Source organism: Flavobacterium taihuense (assembly GCF_019351435.1).
Classification (GTDB): Bacteria; Bacteroidota; Bacteroidia; order Flavobacteriales; family Flavobacteriaceae; genus Flavobacterium; species Flavobacterium taihuense.
In genome coordinates, this window is sequence record NZ_JAHWYN010000008.1 from 31,596 (window position 1) to 54,316 (window position 22,721).

Here is a 22,721-nt window from a genome sequence, read left to right on the forward strand (position 1 = left end):
ATTAACTTCTTTTTATTAACTTTATGTTCCTAAAAAAAAATAAAAATGGAAAATAAAAAAATAATCACTGTATTTGGTGCCACAGGTGCACAAGGTGGAGGACTTGCCAGAGCTATTCTGGCAGACACTAGTAGCGAATTTGCTGTTAGGGTGGTAACTAGAGATGGTAATTCTGAAAAATCAAAAGCATTCTCACAATTAGGAGCAGAAGTAGTTGAAGCAGATATTGACAACATTCAAAGCATCAAAAAAGCCATCGAAGGTGCCTACGGAGCTTACTTTGTTACCTTTTTTTGGGAACACTTCTCTGTAGACAAAGAATTGCAAGAAGTAAATAATTTTATTGAAGCTGCAAGAGAATCCCATTTGCAACACATTATTTGGTCAACTTTAGAAGATACCAGGAATTGGATGCGATTAGACGATGAAAGAATGCCCACTTTACATGGCAAATACAAAGTACCCCATTTTGACGGAAAAGGAGAAGCAGATCACTTTTTCAGAGAAGCCGGATTACCCACCACCTTTTTAAGAACATCATTTTATTGGGACAATTTTATTCATTTTGGTATGGGCCCCCAAAAAGGGGAAGACGGAAACTACTATATAGCATTTCCGATGGATGATAAAAAACTAGCTGGAATCGCTTCAGAAGATATTGGCAAATGTGCTTATGGAATATTCAAAAAAGGAAAAGAGTTAATTGGAAAAACTGTTGGTATTGCAGGAGAAAAACTCAATGGCAATGAAATGGCCGAAAAACTTTCAAAAGCCTTGGACAAAAAAGTACTTTTTAATCCTGTGAGCCCAGAAGCCTATCGCAATTTTGGATTTCCCGGCGCCGATGATTTGGGAAATATGTTTCAGTTTAAAAGAGATTTTAATGAAGATTTTAATGAAGCACGCAATGAAGTTTTTGCAAAAGAATTAAACCCTGAACTCCAAAACTTTGATCAATGGCTTTCTACAAATGCTTCGCGAATTCCTATAACCTAAAATAAAAGAAGATAAAAATTCAATTAAATACGAATCGATTATTTTTTTTATCTAGTCTATTCCTAAAAGTGACCTCGTGGTTTACGAAAAGGGAAAGTTTTGTTTTATAATGAACATAAAGTAATCACATCACCGTAAAAAAACAGTAAATTTATAATGAATACGAACTCCTGAAAAAACAGCACAAAAGAAACACCAATAGCATATGGATACGGTAACACATACACTTTTGGGAGCTGCAATAGGAGAAGTAATACTAGGAAATAAAATTGGTCGAAAAGCACTATTTTATGGTGCCTTGATGAGTAACCTTCCTGATATTGATGTTCTAGGAGTTTTTTTTCTAAGTGATTCAAAGCAATTATTATTTCATCGTGGTATCACACATTCATTGTTCTTTATAATACTAATTTCAATATTATTGGGATGGCTTACCCAATTTTGGATAAAAGATTATCGGATAACTTGGATGAGTTGGACAAAATTATTTTTGATCACAATGCTTTCTCATCTTATGTTGGATTCACTCACTTGTTATGGCATGGGACTATTTGAACCCTTCAGTCATTATAGAATATCCTTCAATATTTTTTTTGTAGCTGACCCATTTTATACATTGCCACTACTTATTGGTGTAATAGTCCCTTTTATTGGAAAAAGAGATTCGAAAAGAACCGTAAAATGGAATTCTATTGGCTTAAGTATTAGCTCCTGTTATTTAATTTTCGCCATCATAATCCACAATTATGTTTTTCAGGTTACGGAAGGATCTTTTAAAGAACAAAAATTAATTTCCGATGATTTTACTGTCACTCCTACTCCACTTAATACTTTTTTGTGGATGGCCTATTCCCATGATAAAAAAGGATCGTGGATTGGTTATTATTCCATATTTGATGAAAATAAAAAAATATATTTCCAAAGGCAGGAACGAAATGATTCACTGCTTATTCCGTTTGAAAAGGATCAAGTAGTAAAAAACCTAAAGCTACTTTCAAAAGGAAACTATTTCATTTCAAAAGAAGATTCTATTGTATATTTTAATGATATCCGATTTGGTCAGGTTAGCGGATGGGATAAAGCGAAAGATGAGCCTTATGCTTTTAAGTTCAACCTCAATAAAAGTGCCGATAATAAAAGAGCTTTGAATCGAATAAAATTTAAAGAATCAACTTATGAATGGTTTGCCTCACTGGTGAATAGAATTAAAGGAAAGTGATTTTAATTTTATACAAATGACAGAACAACAAACACAATCACCAATGAATCAAGACACTAACAAATATCCAGAAAAGATAACTCTTGTTCATAGTGGGGATGATTATTTTTTGCGTGCGAGGAACATTATTTTAAATGCACAATCGGAGATTCACCTTCAAATGTATATTTTTGAAGTTGACACAACAGGCATTGAAATTATAAATGCATTAAAAGAAGCTGCTCTGAGGAATGTAAAAATCTTTATTTTACTTGACGGTTATGGCTCCTATTCCTTTCCAAATGCAATCGTTAAAGAACTTATCTTACTAGGAATTAACATTCGATTCTTTTCTCCTTTTTTTTCTGGCAATAATTTTTATATCGGCCGAAGATTGCACCATAAAATAATTGCAGCCGATGGTATTGTTGCACTTATTGGAGGTATCAACATTTCTAACAAGTATAGAGGAACGGTAAAAGAGAATCCTTGGCTTGATTATGCCATTCAGATAGAGCATAGCGAAACAGCTATGCAACTTGTGCAATTGTGCAAAAACAGCTACTTTAAACATAAAAGAACACATAGAATACAATTACAACCTGTTAGTTATTTGAATAGAAAAATGACCATTACCGTATTACAAAATGACTGGCTGAAAAGAAACAATGAAATCGCAAAAACTTACGTACAATCAATTCAAAGAGCACAAAAAGAAATCATTATCGTTGGGTGTTATTTTCTCCCTGGTCGAAGATTTACTAAAGTTTTAAAAAAAGCAGCCAAAAGAGGAGTCAAAATAAAACTCATTCTGTCCGGTATATCCGATATTCCTTTGATGCAAAAAGCTACCTGCCATTTGTATTCTTCCTTTCTTCAAAACAATATTGAATTGTATGAATGGAACACCTCTGTTTTGCATGGCAAAGTAGCTTTAGTCGACACCAAATGGGTCACTATTGGCTCTTTCAATTTGAACCATTTGAGCTCCTATGGAAGTATTGAGACCAATGTTGGAATCGAGTCAGCAACATTCGCCAAAACTCTGGCAGCCAATTTAAACAATGTGATTTCTCAATGTGAAAAAATCACTTACGAAACTATTAAAAAAAAGAGCAACCGTTTTTCAATAGTTGCAAACTGGTTTTCATACCAATTTGTGCGAATGATATTGATAATCATAACTTATATTCCCTATAATAGGTTTATGAACAAATACAGAGAAGAAAATTGAAAACTAAATTAAGTTATCTATTATGAACTGGCATTTACTTCAACTATCAGAAATCGAGCAATTATTGAATTCCTCTCCAAAAGGTTTGGATAGCATTACAGCTAGTGAACTTTTATTAGGGAACGGGAAAAACCAGATTGCCGACCAAAAAAAGAAAACACCTTTTCAGATGTTTTTACATCAGTTTACGGACTTTATGATCCTAGTTTTAATTGCTGCTGCAATAATTTCGGGTATTATAGGAGATTTGGTCGATACTATAATTATTTTGGCGATCATCATGATCAATGCTGTTGTGGGATTTATTCAAGAATATAGGGCAGAAAAAGCGATGGAGGCATTAAAAAAAATAGCCGCAAATACGGCTCGTGTTTTACGTGATGGAAAAACAATAGATATAGATGCTTCCGATTTAGTTCCTGGGGATGTTGTAGTGCTGGAAGCTGGAAATATCATTCCCGCAGACATACGTTTTTTGGAAGCTCATAAAATCAAAGTAGACGAATCGACACTTACGGGAGAATCTCATAATACCGAAAAAACAGCCGAAATACTTCCGGAGGGCAAATACGGTTTGGGAGACCGTACCAATATAGGATTCAAAGGAACCAACATTACCAATGGTCGAGCGCTAGCTTATGTAGTAGCAACTGGTATGAATACTGAATTGGGGCATATTGCCAAAATGATTCAGCAAGAGGAAACGGCCACCCCTTTGCAAAAAAGACTTATTGCTTTTGGAAAAAGATTATCAATTGTCATACTACTAATTTGTACGGTTATTTTTGTAATTGGCTGGTTGCGTGGAGGAGCTATTTTAGAAATGTTACTAACTTCCATTTCGCTTGCGGTTGCCGCTATTCCAGAGGCATTACCGGCGCTTGTTACTATTGCGCTTGCTGTTGGAGCCAAACGGTTGGTAAAAAACAAAGCACTGATCCGTAAACTCCCAGCTGTGGAAACATTAGGCTCCGTTACCTACATTTGTACTGATAAGACTGGCACATTAACACTGAACAAAATGACAGTTCAGGAGACCTATGAAATCCCAATCACAAATGCTGATTTTGATTTCTTCAAAGAGAATTCCTTGCTCAATGCAATGGCACTGAACAATGATATTAAGATTGCCAAAGACAAAAAATGGCTAGGGGATTCTACTGAATTAGCCTTAGTAAAATATGCTTTTGACAAAAATATCAAAAAAAATACCCTAGAAAAAATACTGCCAAGGGTAGCCGAATTGCCTTTTGATTCTAGTCGAAAATGCATGACCACATTACATCAAACAGAAAAAGGGATACTTGTCATTACCAAAGGTGCCGTAGATGAATTATTCGATAAACTGGATAAAAAGCAAAAAGCACTCATTCCTGAAATTGAACGCAAAGTAAATGAAATATCCGAGAAAGGGTTTCGGGTGTTGGGCTACGCAATAAAACTATTGCCCTTACTGCCAGAAAAATTAAATACCCAAGACATTGAAACCTCATTAACTTTAATTGGTTTTGCCGGAATGATTGATCCACCAAGAGAGGAGGCAAAACAAGCGGTTGCCGAGTGCAAACAAGCAGGAATTGTTCCGGTAATGATTACTGGAGATCATCAGCTCACTGCAAAAGCCATTGCAAAACAATTAGGAATTATTACTTCTGACGAGGACTTGGTACTGAGCGGATCTGAACTTTCTGCACTTACCCAAACTCAATTTGAAGTTATTGTAGAAAAAATACGTGTTTACGCACGTGTAAATCCTGAACAGAAACTTAAAATCATAAAGGCACTTCAGGATAAAAATCAATTTGTAGCCATGACGGGAGATGGTGTAAATGATGCACCTGCCCTTAAAAATGCTGATATTGGAATTGCAATGGGCATTAACGGAACCGAGGTTTCCAAAGAAGCCGCACATATGATATTACTAGATGACAATTTTGCTACCATTGTAAAAGCTATTAGGCATGGACGAAGAATATTTGATAATATTCTGAAATTTATAAAATATACCATGACTTCAAATTCCGGAGAGATTTGGGCTATATTTTTAGCGCCCTTTTTAGGTTTACCAATACCCTTGCTAGCCATACATATACTTTGGATAAACCTTGTTACAGATGGTTTACCCGGGCTGGCACTTGTCTCAGAGGCATCTGAAACGAATAGCATGAATCGCCCACCAAGAAATCCAAAGGAAAACATCTTTTCTGGAGGAATGGCAATACACATTTTATGGGTCGGTTTTTTAATGGGGGCTGTCACTCTAGGAATGCAAGCATGGGCAATGCAAAACAATAATCATTGGCAAACAATGGCTTTTACCGTATTATGCCTGAGCCAAATGGGACACGTCATGGCAATTCGTTCCGAAAGAGAGTCTGTTTTTAAAATAGGATTCCTTTCAAACAAGCCTCTATTGGGAGCTATTCTATTGACATTTGGATTACAAATGATGATTGTATATACTCCTTTTTTTAATAAAACTTTTAGAACACAACCATTAACACTAAATGAACTGCTTATCACTTTTGCCGTTTCTAGTATTATCTTTTGTGCTGTAGAAATTGAAAAATGGTTTAAAAGGAAGTGGAAATAAAAACGTATTAAACCCTTACACTACTTTTGAATTGTTCACAAAATACATTTTCATCATTCCCCTATTTTTTACATCAACCTCTCCCCTATATTCACATTCGAAAAAATCTTTGATGAACTGATAGGTGTTTTCGGAAATATTAATTTTTCCCGGAATTGAATTGGTTTCCATTCTCGAGGCAATATTTACGGTGTCTCCCCAAATGTCATAAGCAAATTTCTTAGTCCCTACTACACCCGCAACTACAGGACCTGTATTGATTCCTATTCGAATTTTAAAACGGGTTTGTTGGAGCGGATTATTTATATATGATTCAGTAACAAAATCTAAAATTTCCTGTGCTGCATTTATCATTTTGTGCGCATGATCATCGGTTTCAAAAGGCAATCCACCTGCACACATATAAGAATCACCAGAAGTCTTTATTTTCTCCAAATCAAATTTTTCAATTATAGCATCAAATTTTGAAAAATAATAATCGATACTTTCCACCAAATTTTCTGGAGCTAAATTTTCGGAATATTGTGTAAACCCTTCAAAATCGGTAAATAAAACCGTAACCGATTCGAATCTTTTAGCAACTACTTTTCCGCTTTCTTTTAATTCTAGTGCTGTTTCTTCAGGAAGAATATTCAAAAGTAAAGTATCTGATCGCTTTCTTTCCGCTTCGATAATGATATTCGTTTTCTTTATAAAGCGATATCTTCTGAATAAGCCGACAGCCAGAAAAAAAACCAAGACCAATGAAACTATGGAAGAAATAGCAATTATTTTTTGGGTGCGTTTTTGTTGAATCATCAAATCGACTTCTGCCTGCTTCTTTGAAACCTCAAAATTAGTCCTCAAATTGCCCATTTTCTCGACCTCTTCAAGGTTTTTGACGCTGTCACGATAGGTAATGTATTTTTTATAATAGATAAATGATTCTGGTATGTTTCCTACTTGTTGAAACAATTCAGAAAGCATCAAACTTGATTTTTGAACTTGATCTTTCAATCCTTGCTTTTGCGCAATGTCTAAACTCCTTTTTGCATAGTCAAGAGCAGTTCCCCATTCTTTTCGCTTAAAATAAATATCAGACATGTAAAGAAGATAATCGGATATACCATAGTAATCCTCCTGCTTTTCTAGGATTGAAATGGCTTCACTTATGTTTTTGATTGCCAATACATCATTCCCTTTTTTAGCAAAGACCATTCCTTTATTCCCCAAAGTATAGGCAATACCCGTAAGATAATTTTCATTTTTGAATATTTCCCCAGCCTCATTAAAGTAATTTAGGGCCAAATTGAATTTTAGATTTTTGGAATATTCATCCCCTGCATTTAGTAAAGCTGTTGCCAATGAAAGCCGATTTGTTGTTTTTCTTAAAATTTTAATAGCTTTGTCATAATACAACTCTGCATTCTCTTTACTCCCCATAGTGGAATACACGTCGGCAATACACATATAAGACATTCCTTCACCTGAAACATACTGTGCTTTAGCTGCTGCATCTATACTCTTGAAATAAGAATCTAGAGCGATATTAAAATTCCCAATAATTCTGTTTTTATTCCCTTTTTGGCTGTATCCTCTATACAAGTACAAATAGTTCTTTTCGGCTTTGGATAAAGCGATTAGTTCCTCAGCATATTTTAATGACAATTCAAGGTTATTACTTTCATTAAAGGACAAATTCCGTAACAATTCCATTTTTTTAGAATTATTAAGTTTTTTTGTTTTGTAAATTTTCACAAGACTATCCGCTACTTTTTGATCCTGAGCAAAAATAACAAATTGCTGAAAAAAAAGGAGCATTAAATAAATTACGATATCATTGGAAAAACTAAATAATCTTTTTACTATCATGGATTTCCCATTAATTTTGGATCAATATGAAAACTTTTTTTTTGTAAGTCGTTATTATAAACACTACAATTCATTGTGTATATATCTTCTTTGTTTATCAATCTTAAATCCTCTTTGACTCTCGCTTCGACAATACTATTTATACCTCCACTTCCCATAATCGTTGTATCGTGAAAAAAATCAACATCGTTGGGGTCTTTACCTTTTGAATGATATACAATACTGTCAATGGCAATCGAAAACTCTTTATCATTAGATTTACCAATCCATTTAACATTTTTATGAAGATAAACATGAGATACAAAATCGATTACTTTGCTATCATTTGTTTTCCCATAATTGTTATCAGTCAATTTACAATAACTATCAACTATGCTATGTTCAGGTTCTTTAGGTGGTATAATTGTGCCCAAATAATCGTAAAGTTTTTTGGCTTTAACCTCTAATGTGATTTTTACTTTTCCTCCATTAGATAAACGTATTTTTAAAAATCCTTTTTCTGTCAGGTAAAATTTTAGTTTTCTGTCCATTGCAATTTATTATTTCAGGTTTATAAATATTTATTAACCATAAAAGTTATAATAAATTGAAAAATGGCAGATTCTTTGGGAGAAACAACTTTTAATTATATTAAAAATTCAGATCTAAAATTTAAAATTACAAACTATTATGGATTTGCTATCAACTTAGGATCTATTAAATAGGACTTAGCTATATTGTTATAATGAACACTAAACTCTATTTTATAGACATTTAGTGTTTTGGCCATTTCGATTTGATCTTTAATTGTTGCCACAACCTTACTATTACAACCTCCAGTACCTAAAATTGTAACATCATCTTCCAGAAAGCACTTGTCATTAGGATCATTCAAATCAAAGTCGTAAACAATTCTATCAATAGCAATAGAATAACGATTATCACTAGTTGAACCTATCCATTCTACATTGTGACCAAGATATACGTTGGATAAAAAATCTTGTACTTTTCCATTTTCAGAAACTCCATCATTATCATCAGATAAAGTAGTCATGGTATCAATTTCTTCTTGGGATGGATTAGACATTTGATAGAGACTATTGGCATCAACAGTCAAAACTATCTAAACATTTTTACTCATAAATTTTAGATTTAAAAGATTAATTAATTCCAATAAAATTTATAGGTTAAAAAGCAGACTGGGAAAGTAAAAATCAAATTATATTACATTTAATCAAAGCATTAACCAAATTTAATGCTTTTAAAATTAAAAATTAACAAATAACAAGAAAACATAAACACAAAAGACCTAAAAATAGTATTTGTAAAAAATAAATAAAAAATAAGAATCAAAAAGAAGCATTTTTCTTAAATTTACAACAATAACTAATTGTATTTGAATACTGTACACATATTTCTACACTAAGTCCTCTATTAAAACCAAAGAAAATATGAAATTCAACCAAGAACCTATAGACTGGAAAGAAATATTCGAACTGAAAAATATTATTCTCAATTTGGTTGGAGTGGCTTTAATCATATTGGCTTTAAAAGGCTTTATGATTCCCAATAAATTTTTGGATGGTGGAGTCATCGGAGCTTCCATACTCATTCATGAAATTTCACATATCCCCTTTGGAATATTAGTTCTCGTTTTGAATATTCCTTTTTTGTTTATTGGGAAAAATGTTTTGGGCAAAACTTTTGCTATACAAAGTTTAATTACCTTTCTAATGATAGCAGGCAGCATGACATTTATCGACATTCAACCTGTAACCTCCGATCGTTTGCTGATCGCTTTATTTGGAGGATGCCTGATAGGAATGGGAATGGGCTTTGTTATTCGAAGTGGTGCCGCCGCAGATGGTATAGAAATCCTCGCCCTATTTACCACCCGAAAAATTGGTCTTAACGTATCAGAAGTCATATTCGGAATCAACTCAACTCTTTTTCTTTGTGCCGCATGGTCTTTCGGTATAAGTACCGCTTTATACTCAATAGTTACCTATTTTTCTGCAATAAAATCGCTTGACTATATTGCCAATGGTATAGAACAATACACTTCTTTGCATATCATTTCATCAAAAAGTGAGGCTATAAAATCACTAATTGTACAGCAATTTGGCAAAGGGATTACAGTTATAAAAGGTGAAAGAGGCTATCTACCTCATGCCTTCCACGAAAAAACAGATTGTGACATTATAATAACAGTTGTGACCCGTTTAGAATTGCTAAGGATAAAAGAAGAAGTTAGTCAATTGGATCCGCATGCTTTTATGTACATTCAATACATCAAAGAAGCAAGGGGTGGTATTTTAAGAAACAAGTCTAAGCATTAGAGTATGAAAAACTGGGATTTATTGTGCCATACCGTTATGAATTCTTTAAAAGAGAACTTAGCTACTTTTTTAACCTATCATGATTGGAAACATACGGAACATGTTATCCAAATGGCCGAATTTATAGCTCATAAAGAAAACATGTCCGACGAAGATATAGTATTAATAAAAACAGCTGCACTATTTCATGACGCTGGATTTATCAATTCCAGTTCTGACGGACACGAAGAAGCAAGCATACAACTGGCTCAAGATAAATTACCTGAGTTTGGGTATATTAAAAATGAAATTGAAATCATTGCAGGAATGATTCGGGCAACCTCTATTCCGCAAGAGCCCAAAACAAAATTAGAATGCATACTGGCCGACGCTGACTTAGAATATCTCGGTACCGATAATTTTGAACGAATCGGAACCAATCTATATTTAGAAATCAAACATACAAATCCAAATCTAAGCACTACAGAATGGAATGAAATTCAAATTAAATTTCTTCAAAAACACAAATACCACACTTCATACTGTATTCAATTCAGAAACCCTTTAAAACTAAAAAACCTTAGTATTCTTATAGAGCAAAAAAACGAAAGGTAGCTTTGCAAAAAACAAATTAAACTCTATTCTATCTATTATTTTTTCGTCGTAAATTGTTTTTATCCTCTATATTTACCTTTCTAATGACGCTAAATAGCCATTTTAGCATTTCCCAATCATTTCCCAAAGCTTATTAAATTAAAAAAAAAACTGAAATCCAAATTATTATGGAAGAACTAAAAAAACTATTAATTGCGTTAGAAAGTAAAATCCCAAATCAAGAGATACTAAGTCCTTTGGTATCCAAATCTTCAGTAGGTTGGCATATTGAGCATGCATTACTAACGATGAACTTAGTCATTGAATCTATTCAAAAATCAAAGCCGGAGCATTACAAAAGAACATTTAACTTCAATCGTTTTCTGGTTTTCACATTAAATAAAATTCCAAGAGGAAGGGTGAGAGCGCCAAAAGCGGTTCAACCAAATCAGGATTTTAATTCTGATTCATTGAAAAATCATCTTGAAAAAGGAAAAAAAAATCTGAATAAACTGAGTACTCTTAACGCTAATAACTATTTTGAACATCCGTTTATGGGGCACTTAAAATTGAAATCCACTATTAAATTCATTAAAATACATACTAACCACCATATTAAGATTATAGATGATATTATTGAAAGTAAAATTTAAAGGATTAAACATTAAAACAATTGTCGTTTCTTTACAAATGATCAATGTTTTAAAAGACAAATACTAAACTATTACTTTAATAAAAAGATGCCATATAATTAATTTAAAGATAAATGAAAAAAATCCTAATCATCAATGGTCATCCAAATCCAGAAAGTTTCAATTTCGGAATTGTGGCCGCCTATAAAAAAGGAGCATTACAAAGCAATGCCGAAGTACAGGAAATTACCATAGCCGATTTACAATTCAATCCCAATCTGAAATATGGTTATCAAAAAAGAACCGAACAAGAACCCGATTTGGTCTCAGCTTGGGAAAAAATTATTTGGGCAGACCATTTGGTCTGGGTACATCCTGTTTGGTGGGGTGGATTACCCGCTATTACAAAAGGCTTTATTGACCGGGTTTTCTTGCCAGGGTTTGCTTTTCAATATCGTGAAAATTCCATTTTTTGGGACAAATTATTAAAAGGCAAGACCGCGCACATTATCACAACATTGGATCAACCGAGTTGGTATTATATATTGGTTTATGGCAAACCAAGTGTAAATATGCTAAAGAAAACAATTTTAGGATTTTGCGGTGTAAAAACAAAAAAAGTAACTTATATCGGAATCATTAAAACTGCTGATGCAACTTTACGCAACAAATGGTTAGATAAAGTAGAAAAACTTGGTTTAAAATTATGCTAATTATTACTCAAAAAAAATTAGTTTAAACCCCGATTCCAATATCGAGCAATTAAATAAAGAGTTAAAAAAAGAATTTCCTAACAGAGATGCTAAATCTGTTAGGAATAAAATTTTTAGTCACTGGACCATTTTTAAATTATTCTGAAAACAGAAAATCTTAAAATGCATCGTGTTAATATACTTTCTACCAATACAAACAATATTTTCTTGTTTATGCTAATATAAATTAAATATTGATAATTAATACTTAAACTGTTTGTAAATCAATTATTTATAATTTTATATAATTTATTTTCATTATTTTTGTTAAAACATTTGTTAAATTAACCATCCCCTTCCCAAATAAGATAAATTTAACAGATTGTTTTCAAGGGTTCCCCTCCCTTCTATTTAATGCGCAAGTTGACAAATCATTAGATACTTTTTCAGTTTCTACAGTATTTTTTTTAATCCCAATTTAAAACAGAAACCAAGAACGATCCTTAATCTTAATTTATGGAAATGGAAAACAAATCACTTTTAAAATCGGCTATTATAATGGCAATCATAACACTTACTACAGTGCTATGTTGGGAAATATACCTTCGAGATCTTGGTGTAAATAATGCCTATGATGATGGTCCTCCTCTTTGGTCTTACACTAGAGAGAAAGTGTATCAATCACCAAATTCAACAATCGTTTTTATAGGTTCCTCCAGAAATAAATATGACCTAGACATTGCAACATGGAAAAACCAAACTGGATTTGATGCTGTTCAATTGGCAATAGAAGGAAGTTGCCCACGGCCTATATTAGAAGATTTAGCCAATGACCCGAATTTTAAAGGAAAACTCATAATAGATGTAACTGAAGGATTATTTTTTTCAAACGCACCTCCAAATAATAAAAAACCAATTGAAAACATTAAATACTACCACGACAGAACTCCTGCCCAGCAGGCTAGCTTTTTACTAAACAAACCTTTGGAATCATTTTTAGTTTTTCTGGACAAAGATGATTTTTCACTCAATGCCAAAATGGATGCTATGGAAATTCCCAGTCGCCCAGGAGTTTTTATGATGCCTATATTTCCCTGGCAGTTCAATCGCAATACATTTGAGAGACAATCTATCATGACAAAAAACTTTGTAAATAACACTGCTCAAACCAATAAAGTTAAAGCTATCTGGCATTTTTTTAGTGAAATGAACAAGAAAGCACCTCCAATGCCTGAAAAAGAATTAAGTGCCATTTTCGCATCCGTAAAAGTTGCTGTCGATAAAATAAAATCAAGAGGAGGAGAAGTTCTTTTTGTTAGAACTCCATCGAGTGGTCCTTATTACGAAGGCGAAAACATTGCGTTTCCCAGAGAAAAATATTGGAACAAATTACTTCAAATAACCAATTGCCCAGGAATTCATTTTAAAGATTATCCTGCTATTGCACATTTTAATTGCCCTGAATTTTCACATTTAAACCCTGCAGATGCAAAAATCTTCACTCAATATTTCATTGAAATTCTTAAAAATGAAAAAGGCAAGGAATTTCCACTTTCGAAAAACCAAAACTTAAACTAACACACTGTACTTATGATATTCAACTCCTATACATTTGTAGCTTTTTTTATAATCATACTTATTTTACACCATCTTCCCATTTCATGGAAATTTAAAAAAATTAACTTGCTTATTGCTAGTTATATTTTTTATGCCGCTTGGAACCCGCCTTTTATTCTATTGCTGTGGCTTTCAACGGTGATTGATTTCTTCGTGGGTAAAGCCCTTTTTACGCAAGACAATCCATATAAGAAAAAGTTACTTTTTGTAATAAGTCTAATCGGTAATTTAGGAATGCTGTGCTTTTTTAAATACGGTACTTTCTTACTTGAAAATTTTGTTTCGATTGTCAATCTTTTGGGTTTCGAATATCATCCCGCAACACCAAGTATCATACTCCCTGCAGGAATTTCATTTTATACCTTCACCACTTTATGCTACACTATAGACATGTACCATAAAAGAAGTGAACCAGTAAAATCAATGTTGGATTTTTCTTTGTTTGTCACATTTTTTCCGCATTTAGTAGCCGGACCAATTGTGCGTCCTCCACAATTAGTTCCTCAATTTGAAACCGAAAGAGTTGCTACCCAAAAACAAATATTTGATGGTTTATTATTACTTTCATTGGGTTTATTTATGAAAGTAGTCTTGGCAGATGGAATGCTATCGGAAACTGCAAATGCTGTATTTAACTCCACTGCTGTTTTGCCCGCACTGGATGCTTGGATAGGTGTTTTAGCTTTTTCTGGTCAAATATTCTTGGACTTTGCTGGATATTCTACCTGTGCCATTGGAGTCGCTTTATGCTTAGGTTTTGTTTTGCCACAAAATTTCAATTATCCTTATGCAGCCTTAGGTTTTTCAGATTTTTGGAAACGTTGGCACATTACATTATCCAGCTGGCTCAAAGATTATTTATACATTCCTCTTGGAGGCAATCGTCATGGCAAACTCCGAACCTACTATGCACTAATGGTTACTATGTTATTAGGAGGACTTTGGCATGGTGCAAACTGGACATTTGTTGCTTGGGGCGGTTTGCATGGTTTTTATTTATGGATCGAAAAATACCTGAGAGACCGCAAAAAAAGCATTCAACACAAAGGCCATAATGAATTAAATATTTCAACAAAAGAAAGCAGTTGGATTGGCTTTTTTTATGCACTGCTTACTTTTATGTTAGTCAACATCACATGGGTATTTTTCCGTTCGAATACCTTTTCAAAAGCTTGGCAAATGTTGATTTCTATGTCTGGAACCGAAACGGATGGAAAAGCGTTATTGACCACATTGGCCATTATTAAAGTCGCGGTAATAATCCCTTTAATTGTTATCACGCATTGGTTGATGCGGAATACCAAAGTACTTGAGGTGGCACATCAACTAAGCTGGTGGAAACTAGGAATTGCATGGTCTACAATCATATTATTATTGATTTGGTCTCAAGAAAGTGGAAGTTCCTTTATCTATTTTCAGTTTTAATCTAAAAGTTCTTGGTTTTTATTCTGTTTAAAATATTTTTTGATTCTATAGAGAAGTAAATAAAGTTCAACCAATTAAATAAAAAAAAGATGAAAACAATTTTGACAATGTTCGCAGCAATGCTAGCCTTAAGTTTCACTTCCTGTAAAAAAGAAAGTGTTAAAGAAGTTACCCCAACTGAAAGCGCCCCCGAAAAAGAAGTAGCAAAAGAAGAACCGGTTTTTGAACCTTTTAAAGTTATGGTTATAACCCATACCGTAAAAGATTTTGATACTTGGAAAAAAGCTTTTGACGAGCACGAAAGTGTTAGAACCGCTAGTGGACTAACATTAAGAGCCTTGGGAAGAGATATGGATAATCCAAATAAAGTGTATGTTTTCTTGAATATGGAGGATTTGCAAAAAGCCAAAGATTTTGCCGCCAATCCTGATTTAAAAGAAAGAATGAAAAAAGGTGGTGTAACCAGTGCTCCTGATTTTAAATATGCTGATGTAATACGGTTTGAAGAATCACCCGCAACATTAAAAGGAAGAGTTCGAGTAGGTCATAAAGTAAAAGATTTTGATGCGTGGCTAAAAGGATATGATGCCGAAGGCAAAGATACCAGAATGGCTCACGGATTAGTAGACAGAGCTATTTCCAGAAGTATAGATGATCCAAATATGGTTTATGTAACTTTTGCCATAAGCGATTTAGAGAAAGCAAAAGCAAGAATAAAAGACCCCGCTTTGAAAAAAATCATGACCGATGCTGGTGTAATAGGCAAACCCGAAGTGACTTTCTATAATGCCGTAGAATAAAAGTCTCCTATTCAAAAAAGCCAAACTAACTTATTTCAAATCATTTCCTTCACAAAAGGATAATCGTAAATAAGTTAGTTTGGCTTTTCTGCGTAAGGGATTAAGGCGATATCCTTTATTTTTTTTCTTTATAAAAATAAAGATAAAGCCGAAAGCCCGGCCTACATTTACAAATAAAGGAGGAACGACTGCAATTTTTAAATGTGGGAAACGCCCAAATAAAGAGTACAATTTACACATTATCGTTTATTAACGCCGCTTTATGGAATGTTAACTATTTCAACGTTTATAGGCTTTGCCACACAAAATAAAAACTATAAATTAGCACTTTAATAATTATATAAAAAAAACAATGAAAAATACTGCTTTAACGCACATACATGAGGGTTTGGGAGCGAAAATGCTACCGTTTGCTGGATACAATATGCCTATTCTTTATGAAGGGGTGAATGCTGAACACGAAACGGTTCGAAATGCAGTAGGTGTTTTTGATGTGTCGCACATGGGAGAATTTATACTTTCTGGTCCAAATGCTTTAACTTTAATCCAAAAAGTAACTTCGAATGATGCAGCAACTTTGACCATTGGAAGAGCACAATATTCTTGTTTACCAAATAATGATGGTGGAATTGTAGATGATTTAATTATCTATAAAATGAAAGAAGAACAGTACTTACTTGTTGTAAACGCATCTAACATTGACAAAGATTGGGATTGGATTTCGGCTCACAATGATTTGGGTGTAGAAATGAGAAACGTATCCGATGATTATTCTTTGTTGGCTATTCAAGGACCAAAAGCGGTTGAGGCTATGCAATCTTTATCTTCTATCGATTTATCTGCGATTGCCTATTATCATTTTGAAGTAGCTGATTTTGCTGGTTTTGATAATGTAATAATTTCGGCAACTGGTTATACCGGTTCAGGTGGATTTGAGATTTATTGTAAAAATTCGGAAGTAGAAACGATTTGGAACAAAGTTTTCGAAGCTGGAGCAGCTTATGGAATCAAACCTATTGGTCTGGCCGCAAGAGATACTTTGCGTTTGGAAATGGGATTTTGTTTGTACGGTAACGACATCAATGATACAACTTCTCCATTAGAAGCTGGTTTGGGATGGATTACAAAATTCACCAAAGAATTTACTAATTCAGATAATTTAAAAGCACAAAAAGAAGTTGGTGTAAGCAAAAAATTAGTAGCTTTCGAAATGCAAGAACGTGCTGTTCCAAGACATGATTATGAAATAGTAGATGGTTTGGGTAATGTAATCGGAATTGTAACATCTGGAACGATGTCTCCTTCCATGAATAAAGGAATAGGTTTGGGCTATGTTACAACTGGCAATAGCACCGTAGATAGCGATATTTATATTCGAATCAGAAAAAATGATGTTCCTGCCAAAGTGGTAAAACTCCCGTTTTATAAAAAATAGCTGTTTACATGAATAAAATTATACTATTTTTCCTATTTTGCACATTTTCTCTATTTGCACAAAATAGCGATACTAGTTGTGATATTTTATTCAAAATAAATAAATTACTACAAAAAGAGCATTTTAGCCCAAAGCCGGTAAACGACAGTTTATCGGCTTATGTTTTTGTAGAACTAATGAATGATTTAGATCCTTCAAGAATCATTTTTTTAAAAACGCAAGCCGATTCACTCTCCAATAAATACCGACTTCGATTGGACGATCTTATTTTGAATAAAGATTGTTCTTTTATAAGTGATATTAAAAAAGAATACAAAAAAGCACTCCTTAGAAACAAATCAATATTAGAAAAGCTAAATGGTGAAACTATAGATTTTTCTACAAAAGATACCATTCGATTCAAACAGCGAAATTTTAATTTTTATTTAAAAGAAAATGAGGTAGAAAAAGCTTGGAATAAAAAAATTCGATATGAAGTATTTAGTGATATTACCGGGAAAAGCAAAAATCTAGACTCATTAAAACTCAATTTTAAGTCGATAAGCCATCTTTCTAAAAAGAGTGTCGTAGAAAACGAACTATGCAAAATCAATGCCTCACTTTCAAACGATAAATATTTTGAAGACAATCTCTTTAATATCTTTTGTGGATATTTTGACCCACATACCAACTATTTCAGTAACGACACAAAATCAAGTTTTGTTTCGACTTTATCAAAAGAGAAACTTTCACTAGGATTGAATGTTTCGCTAAATGATAAAAATGAAATTATTGTAGACGAAATTGACCCCAACGGACCAGCTTTTAAAACAGGAAAAATAAAAAAAGGAGATCAAATTATTGCCGTATCCAATCAAAGAGAAACACTAGAAGTTTCCTGTTACTCTATCGAATCCATAGCCACCCTAATGTCATCTGAGTTGAATACTACGATAACATTAACTCTAAAACGAAATTCAGGAAAAAGCTTTAAAGTCATTATTGAAAAGCAAATCTTAAAAGATGAAGAAAACACTGTTTATAGTTTTATAGTCGATAAAGACATTAAAATTGGTTATATAAAAATACCTAGTTTTTATTCCAATTTTGAAGGAGGAAACAGCAAAGGTTGTGCCCAAGATGTCGCAAAAGAAACTATTAAATTAATGAAGGACGATATTAAAGGATTAGTTCTTGATTTGACTGACAACGGTGGTGGATCAATGGAAGAGGCCGTAAAATTAGCTGGCCTTTTTATTGACTACGGACCTATCTCAATTGTTGTGGATAACAAAAAAGAATTATCGATAATAAACGATCCGTATAAAGGCGTTATTTATAAAGGTCCGATCGTAATTATCATAAATGGAAATTCGGCTTCAGCAAGCGAGTTTTTTTCTTCAATAATGCAAGATTATAACAGATCCCTTTTGATAGGAAGCACCTCACTGGGAAAAGCAACCATGCAAACCATTGTTCCATTAGAAAAAAACGACGAACAGCACTTTGTAAAATTAACCATTAGTAAATTTTACAGAATTACCGGAAAGAGTCATCAAGCCATTGGCGTCATACCTGATGTGCAAATTCCAACTATCTATCAAGATATTTTTCAAAAAGAAAGCTCATTCCCAACATCTTTAAAAAATGAAAGCTTAAATACAAGAATTCGTTTTACTCCTTATGTCAGCAATCAATTAATTGAGTCTCTTGCAGAAAAAAGCAGAAGCAGAATAGCTCAAGATCCCTATTTCACTTCCATCATTACGCTGAATTCTAAAATTGACAATATTATAAAAAAATCTAATATTGAAATCCCAATGACCTTAGATTCAGTTTTTGAAAATCAAAACAGTATTAGCAACTTATCCGAAGAAATCAATAACTTCGCAACCGATGATTTGAATTTGAATGTATCCAATTCAGAATACAATAAATCATTACTTGTAATCTATCCATCGCTTATCGAATACAACAAAATGCAACTCGATAATCTAAGGTCCAATCACTATCTCAATGAAGCTATATCCATCATAGCAGATTATAAATCTTTAAAACTAAGTAAAACGAACTAAATGCATACTATTTTGCAAAAGATTTTCCGTAGGCTTTTGGAAAAATAAGGAATAGATGTATTTTTGCAGTACAAAACAACAATTAGAAATGGGAAGAGCATTTGAGTTCCGAAAAGGTAGAAAAATGAAACGATGGTCAGCAATGGCCAAAGCCTTTACTAGAATAGGTAAAGATATTGTAATGGCGGTTAAAGAAGGTGGCCCAAATCCTGATGCCAATTCAAGATTAAGAGCCGTAATTCAAAATGCTAAGGCAGCCAATATGCCTAAAGACAATGTTGAACGTGCTATAAAGAAAGCAACTGATAAAGACACTGCTAACTACAAGGAAGTATTATTTGAAGGCTATGCTCCTCATGGAATTGCACTTTTGATTGAAACTGCTACAGACAACAACAATAGAACAGTAGCTAACGTAAGAAGTTATTTCAACAAATGCAATGGAACTATGGGAACTCAAGGTTCTGTAGAGTTTATGTTTGACCATACTTGTAATTTCAGAATTCCAAAAGATGGTATCGATCCAGAAGAATTAGAATTAGAACTAATTGATTTTGGAGCTGAAGAAGTTTTTGAAGATGAAGACGGAATTTTAATTTACGCTCCATTTGGCAGCTTTGGAACCATTCAAAAAGAACTGGAAAGCAGAAAACTAGAAATTTTATCTTCTGGTTTCGAAAGAATTCCTCAAATTACCAAAAAATTAACGGAAGCTGAAATGGCCGATGTTGAAAAATTGATTGAAAAAATGGAAGAAGATGATGACGTAATGAACGTTTATCACACCATGGAAGAATAATTATATGGCTTTAAGAACCCAAAAAAACTCTAGTTCTCTAGAGTTTTTTTTTATACTAAACCTTATATCAGAGTTCAAAGATTACTCAGTTGAAAAAAAAAATTGCTTCTTAAAAAAAAAGTTTAAACAAATTTATTTTTTAATCATCCAGGATCTCTTTCAATACTAATTTAAAGTCAATTTTTTAGCACTTGAATTTTGTTGAGAATTTGAAACTTTCAATAGATATGTACCTTCAGGCAACGTACTAATATCAATATCATTCTTATTACCAGTATAAACTTTTTGTCCTTTTGTCGAGTATATTTCAGATGTTTTGAAAGTTATTGTTTCTTTAGGGACATCTAACACTACCTTTGGATTTGAAGCTGCCGTTTTTGCTTTTGAAGCAGCACCTTTTTCAGCGATTCCTACAACATCATTTGGAGCCAAAATAGGAGAATCTTTATAAATAGCTGCTACTTCGTCACTCGACAAAGCAACATCATAAATTTTCAAATCATCTAAATCCGCATTCATACTAACCCATTTACTCATTTTACCAATATCAAAAACTATCCCCGAAGTGATTTTTTTTGGACTAATAGATGATTTAATAAGCGCACCGTTTCTATAAATTTTTAATGAGAGGCCATCATAAGTAACGGTATAATTATACCATGTATCTGGAATAATTGTTGTAGTTACAATAACATCATTAACAACTCCCCAACCTGCAAAATTTAAATCTGATTTTGAAGTTGTTGTACTTTGTTGCAACAGACCAAAAAATTGCGCATCATATAACAAACCGTACCCCCAAATATAGTTATCCACAGCTACATCATTATATTTTACCCAAATAGAAATTGTTCTAGCTGTATTGGAAAGCGGCAAATTAGGTATTGTAGCCTCAATAGCATTGTTATTAATACGAATAGCTCTATTAGCAACACCTGTTCTATCATTCACATAATTGACAACACCCGAAAATAAAATATTATTCTGTGTATTACTCAAATTACCATTAAACTTAAATTCTTGAATCGGAATCTGTGCAGTAATTGAAAATGATAAAACGAAAATAGCAAAGAGTATAATTTTTTTCATAAGTGTAGGTTTTAAATTTGTTAAGAAATAACTTGACCTCATTTATTACCTACAAATTTACTACTAGAATATACCATCAACCTAAATTTCCCGATAAAGAACTAAAATACTCGTTTAACCCCAAAAAACAATTTACAACTATAAAAAAGAACCCTAACGTTAAAAAATAACCATCATTTTCACGCAATCTTCGATAAAATAATAAATACACACACCTTTATATTGATAAAAAAAAGAGCAACTCAGTATGTTTAAACAAAAAAAAACTCCAGTTTTAAAACTGGAGTTTTTATATAATAATAAATTCAATTACTTTATGAATTCAATTTTTTGTTCTTCTTCTTCGTTAATACTATCAAAAAATCCTTGATCGTTCATCCAATCATCACTAAACACTTTACTCATATAACGAGAACCATGATCTGGAAAGATTGCAACAACATTACTATCTTCATCAAACTCTCCTTCTTCTGCATATTGTTTAATTGCTTGCATTACTGCTCCAGATGTATACCCTACAAACAAACCTTCTTTTCTTGTAACCTCTCTAGCGGAATGTGCACTTTCTTCATCAGAGACTTTGATAAATTTATCAATAATATCAAAATCGGTTGCTGATGGGATCAAATTTTTCCCTAGCCCTTCTATTCGATAAGGATAAATCTCATCGTTGTCAAACTCTCTAGTCTCATGGTATTTTTTCAAAACCGAACCAAAAGCATCAACACCTAATATTCTAACATTTGGATTTTGTTCTTTCAAGTATTTTGCCGTCCCAGATATTGTTCCTCCAGTTCCGCTACAAGCAACAAGATGCGTTATTTTACCATTGGTCTGTTTCCAAATTTCTGGTCCAGTCGACTTATAGTGTGCATCAACATTTAATTGGTTAAAATATTGATTGATGTAAATCGAGCCTTTGGTCTCTTCGTGCAATCGTTTTGCTACATTATAGTAAGAACGATCATCATCTGCAGATACATGAGCGGGGCAAACATAAACTTTGGCACCCAAGCTCCTCAGCATATCAATCTTATCTTTTGAGGATTTAGAACTTACCGCAAGAATACAATTGTACCCTTTTATGATGCTAACCATTGCCAAACTAAAACCTGTATTACCAGAAGTAGTTTCAATTATGGTATCACCCGGAGATAAAATTCCTCGTTTTTCTGCTTCTTCAATAATGTATAAAGCAATTCTGTCTTTGGAAGAATGTCCCGGATTAAAGGATTCTACCTTTGCGTAGAAGTTGCCCTTTAAATTCTCAGTTACACTATTTAGTTTAATAAGTGGAGTATTACCTATTAACTCTAAAATATTATTATAAGCATTTATTTCTTCTTTCATAAAAAAATAGTTTATCTAAGAGCTTTTTTTTAATTAACCCCGATATCATGCAAATCTAACAAAAA

Annotated in this window: 19 protein-coding genes; 14 read left to right on the plus strand and 5 right to left on the minus strand. The window is 33.0% G+C overall.

All coding sequences use genetic code 11. The features are described 5' to 3' along the window. Positions 1 to 45 precede the first annotated feature (45 nt). The 4 genes from KZH69_RS10570 (at position 46) to KZH69_RS10585 (ending at position 6,021) form a co-directional block, all read left to right on the plus strand. Positions 46 to 996: an NmrA/HSCARG family protein gene (locus tag KZH69_RS10570; protein ID WP_219317412.1), complete on the plus strand. Its 951-nt coding sequence runs from the start codon at positions 46 to 48 to the stop codon at positions 994 to 996. Positions 997 to 1,201: 205 nt separating this feature from the next. Further along, a complete protein-coding gene (locus KZH69_RS10575; protein ID WP_219317413.1) occupies positions 1,202 to 2,215 on the plus strand; it encodes a metal-dependent hydrolase in 1,014 nt (337 codons plus the stop codon). A gap of 16 nt (positions 2,216 to 2,231) precedes the next feature. Then, the gene (locus KZH69_RS10580) at positions 2,232 to 3,428 is read left to right on the plus strand and encodes a phospholipase D-like domain-containing protein (protein WP_219317414.1); all 1,197 of its coding nucleotides are present in this window, start codon (positions 2,232 to 2,234) and stop codon (positions 3,426 to 3,428) included. A gap of 22 nt (positions 3,429 to 3,450) precedes the next feature. Next, on the plus strand, positions 3,451 to 6,021 hold the full coding sequence (locus KZH69_RS10585) for a cation-translocating P-type ATPase (RefSeq protein WP_219317415.1): 2,571 nt from the start codon (positions 3,451 to 3,453) through the stop codon (positions 6,019 to 6,021). 15 nt (positions 6,022 to 6,036) lie between these two features. Here the strand turns inward: KZH69_RS10585 and KZH69_RS10590 are convergent, their stop codons facing one another. The 3 genes from KZH69_RS10590 to KZH69_RS10600 all read right to left on the minus strand — a co-directional run bounded on the left by KZH69_RS10590 (position 6,037) and on the right by KZH69_RS10600 (position 8,938). Further along, a complete protein-coding gene (locus tag KZH69_RS10590; RefSeq protein WP_255557807.1) occupies positions 6,037 to 7,872 on the minus strand; it encodes an adenylate/guanylate cyclase domain-containing protein in 1,836 nt (611 codons plus the stop codon). Beyond that, positions 7,869 to 8,402 carry a hypothetical protein gene (locus KZH69_RS10595; protein ID WP_219317416.1) on the minus strand — a complete coding sequence of 178 codons (534 nt, stop codon included), beginning with the start codon at positions 8,400 to 8,402 and terminating at the stop codon, positions 7,869 to 7,871. The genes KZH69_RS10590 and KZH69_RS10595 overlap by 4 nt, the downstream gene beginning before the upstream one ends. 137 nt (positions 8,403 to 8,539) lie before the next feature. Next, positions 8,540 to 8,938, minus strand: coding sequence for a hypothetical protein (locus tag KZH69_RS10600; protein WP_219317417.1), 399 nt, complete (start codon positions 8,936 to 8,938; stop codon positions 8,540 to 8,542). Positions 8,939 to 9,302: 364 nt separating this feature from the next. Here KZH69_RS10600 and KZH69_RS10605 point away from each other — a divergent pair, with 364 nt between their 5' ends. The 10 genes from KZH69_RS10605 (at position 9,303) to KZH69_RS10650 (ending at position 20,217) form a co-directional block, all read left to right on the plus strand. After that, positions 9,303 to 10,190 carry a YitT family protein gene (locus KZH69_RS10605; protein ID WP_219317418.1) on the plus strand — a complete coding sequence of 296 codons (888 nt, stop codon included), beginning with the start codon at positions 9,303 to 9,305 and terminating at the stop codon, positions 10,188 to 10,190. A gap of 3 nt (positions 10,191 to 10,193) precedes the next feature. Next, positions 10,194 to 10,784 carry an HD domain-containing protein gene (locus tag KZH69_RS10610; RefSeq protein WP_219317419.1) on the plus strand — a complete coding sequence of 197 codons (591 nt, stop codon included), beginning with the start codon at positions 10,194 to 10,196 and terminating at the stop codon, positions 10,782 to 10,784. Positions 10,785 to 10,951: 167 nt separating this feature from the next. After that, positions 10,952 to 11,416: a DUF1569 domain-containing protein gene (locus tag KZH69_RS10615; protein ID WP_219317420.1), complete on the plus strand. Its 465-nt coding sequence runs from the start codon at positions 10,952 to 10,954 to the stop codon at positions 11,414 to 11,416. A 113-nt stretch (positions 11,417 to 11,529) separates the two neighbouring features. Further along, positions 11,530 to 12,108, plus strand: coding sequence for an NAD(P)H-dependent oxidoreductase (locus tag KZH69_RS10620; protein WP_219317421.1), 579 nt, complete (start codon positions 11,530 to 11,532; stop codon positions 12,106 to 12,108). A 501-nt stretch (positions 12,109 to 12,609) separates the two neighbouring features. Continuing rightward, positions 12,610 to 13,665, plus strand: a complete 1,056-nt coding sequence (locus KZH69_RS10625; RefSeq protein ID WP_219317422.1) for a hypothetical protein — start codon at positions 12,610 to 12,612, stop codon at positions 13,663 to 13,665. Positions 13,666 to 13,677: 12 nt separating this feature from the next. Next, positions 13,678 to 15,129 (plus strand): MBOAT family O-acyltransferase, encoded by a 1,452-nt coding sequence (locus KZH69_RS10630; protein ID WP_219317423.1) that lies wholly within the window; start codon positions 13,678 to 13,680, stop codon positions 15,127 to 15,129. An 89-nt stretch (positions 15,130 to 15,218) separates the two neighbouring features. Then, on the plus strand, positions 15,219 to 15,929 hold the full coding sequence (locus KZH69_RS10635; RefSeq protein WP_219317424.1) for a hypothetical protein: 711 nt from the start codon (positions 15,219 to 15,221) through the stop codon (positions 15,927 to 15,929). Positions 15,930 to 16,281: 352 nt separating this feature from the next. After that, on the plus strand, positions 16,282 to 17,364 hold the full coding sequence (gcvT, locus tag KZH69_RS10640) for a glycine cleavage system aminomethyltransferase GcvT (RefSeq protein WP_219317425.1): 1,083 nt from the start codon (positions 16,282 to 16,284) through the stop codon (positions 17,362 to 17,364). A gap of 8 nt (positions 17,365 to 17,372) precedes the next feature. Beyond that, positions 17,373 to 19,418 (plus strand): S41 family peptidase, encoded by a 2,046-nt coding sequence (locus KZH69_RS10645; protein WP_219317426.1) that lies wholly within the window; start codon positions 17,373 to 17,375, stop codon positions 19,416 to 19,418. A gap of 88 nt (positions 19,419 to 19,506) precedes the next feature. After that, on the plus strand, positions 19,507 to 20,217 hold the full coding sequence (locus KZH69_RS10650) for a YebC/PmpR family DNA-binding transcriptional regulator (protein ID WP_219317427.1): 711 nt from the start codon (positions 19,507 to 19,509) through the stop codon (positions 20,215 to 20,217). Between the two features lie 165 nt (positions 20,218 to 20,382). On the opposite strand, the gene KZH69_RS10655 is transcribed toward KZH69_RS10650, so the two are convergent. After that, a complete protein-coding gene (locus KZH69_RS10655; RefSeq protein WP_219317428.1) occupies positions 20,383 to 21,306 on the minus strand; it encodes a LamG-like jellyroll fold domain-containing protein in 924 nt (307 codons plus the stop codon). A 309-nt stretch (positions 21,307 to 21,615) separates the two neighbouring features. Further along, positions 21,616 to 22,656 (minus strand): cysteate synthase, encoded by a 1,041-nt coding sequence (gene capA / locus KZH69_RS10660; RefSeq protein ID WP_219317429.1) that lies wholly within the window; start codon positions 22,654 to 22,656, stop codon positions 21,616 to 21,618. Positions 22,657 to 22,721: the final 65 nt, after the last annotated feature.

Excerpts from the sequence above, each read along its gene's own strand:
- KZH69_RS10570 (WP_219317412.1), top strand. The coding sequence starts at position 46 with ATGGAAAATAAAAAAATAATCACTGTATTTGGTGCCACAGGTGCACAA.
- KZH69_RS10575 (WP_219317413.1), top strand. The coding sequence starts at position 1,202 with ATGGATACGGTAACACATACACTTTTGGGAGCTGCAATAGGAGAAGTA.
- KZH69_RS10580 (WP_219317414.1), top strand. The coding sequence starts at position 2,232 with ATGACAGAACAACAAACACAATCACCAATGAATCAAGACACTAACAAA.
- KZH69_RS10585 (WP_219317415.1), top strand. The coding sequence starts at position 3,451 with ATGAACTGGCATTTACTTCAACTATCAGAAATCGAGCAATTATTGAAT.
- KZH69_RS10590 (WP_255557807.1), bottom strand. The coding sequence starts at position 7,872 with ATGATAGTAAAAAGATTATTTAGTTTTTCCAATGATATCGTAATTTAT.
- KZH69_RS10595 (WP_219317416.1), bottom strand. The coding sequence starts at position 8,402 with ATGGACAGAAAACTAAAATTTTACCTGACAGAAAAAGGATTTTTAAAA.
- KZH69_RS10600 (WP_219317417.1), bottom strand. The coding sequence starts at position 8,938 with ATGTCTAATCCATCCCAAGAAGAAATTGATACCATGACTACTTTATCT.
- KZH69_RS10605 (WP_219317418.1), top strand. The coding sequence starts at position 9,303 with ATGAAATTCAACCAAGAACCTATAGACTGGAAAGAAATATTCGAACTG.
- KZH69_RS10610 (WP_219317419.1), top strand. The coding sequence starts at position 10,194 with ATGAAAAACTGGGATTTATTGTGCCATACCGTTATGAATTCTTTAAAA.
- KZH69_RS10615 (WP_219317420.1), top strand. The coding sequence starts at position 10,952 with ATGGAAGAACTAAAAAAACTATTAATTGCGTTAGAAAGTAAAATCCCA.
- KZH69_RS10620 (WP_219317421.1), top strand. The coding sequence starts at position 11,530 with ATGAAAAAAATCCTAATCATCAATGGTCATCCAAATCCAGAAAGTTTC.
- KZH69_RS10625 (WP_219317422.1), top strand. The coding sequence starts at position 12,610 with ATGGAAAACAAATCACTTTTAAAATCGGCTATTATAATGGCAATCATA.
- KZH69_RS10630 (WP_219317423.1), top strand. The coding sequence starts at position 13,678 with ATGATATTCAACTCCTATACATTTGTAGCTTTTTTTATAATCATACTT.
- KZH69_RS10635 (WP_219317424.1), top strand. The coding sequence starts at position 15,219 with ATGAAAACAATTTTGACAATGTTCGCAGCAATGCTAGCCTTAAGTTTC.
- gcvT (WP_219317425.1), top strand. The coding sequence starts at position 16,282 with ATGAAAAATACTGCTTTAACGCACATACATGAGGGTTTGGGAGCGAAA.
- KZH69_RS10645 (WP_219317426.1), top strand. The coding sequence starts at position 17,373 with ATGAATAAAATTATACTATTTTTCCTATTTTGCACATTTTCTCTATTT.
- KZH69_RS10650 (WP_219317427.1), top strand. The coding sequence starts at position 19,507 with ATGGGAAGAGCATTTGAGTTCCGAAAAGGTAGAAAAATGAAACGATGG.
- KZH69_RS10655 (WP_219317428.1), bottom strand. The coding sequence starts at position 21,306 with ATGAAAAAAATTATACTCTTTGCTATTTTCGTTTTATCATTTTCAATT.
- capA (WP_219317429.1), bottom strand. The coding sequence starts at position 22,656 with ATGAAAGAAGAAATAAATGCTTATAATAATATTTTAGAGTTAATAGGT.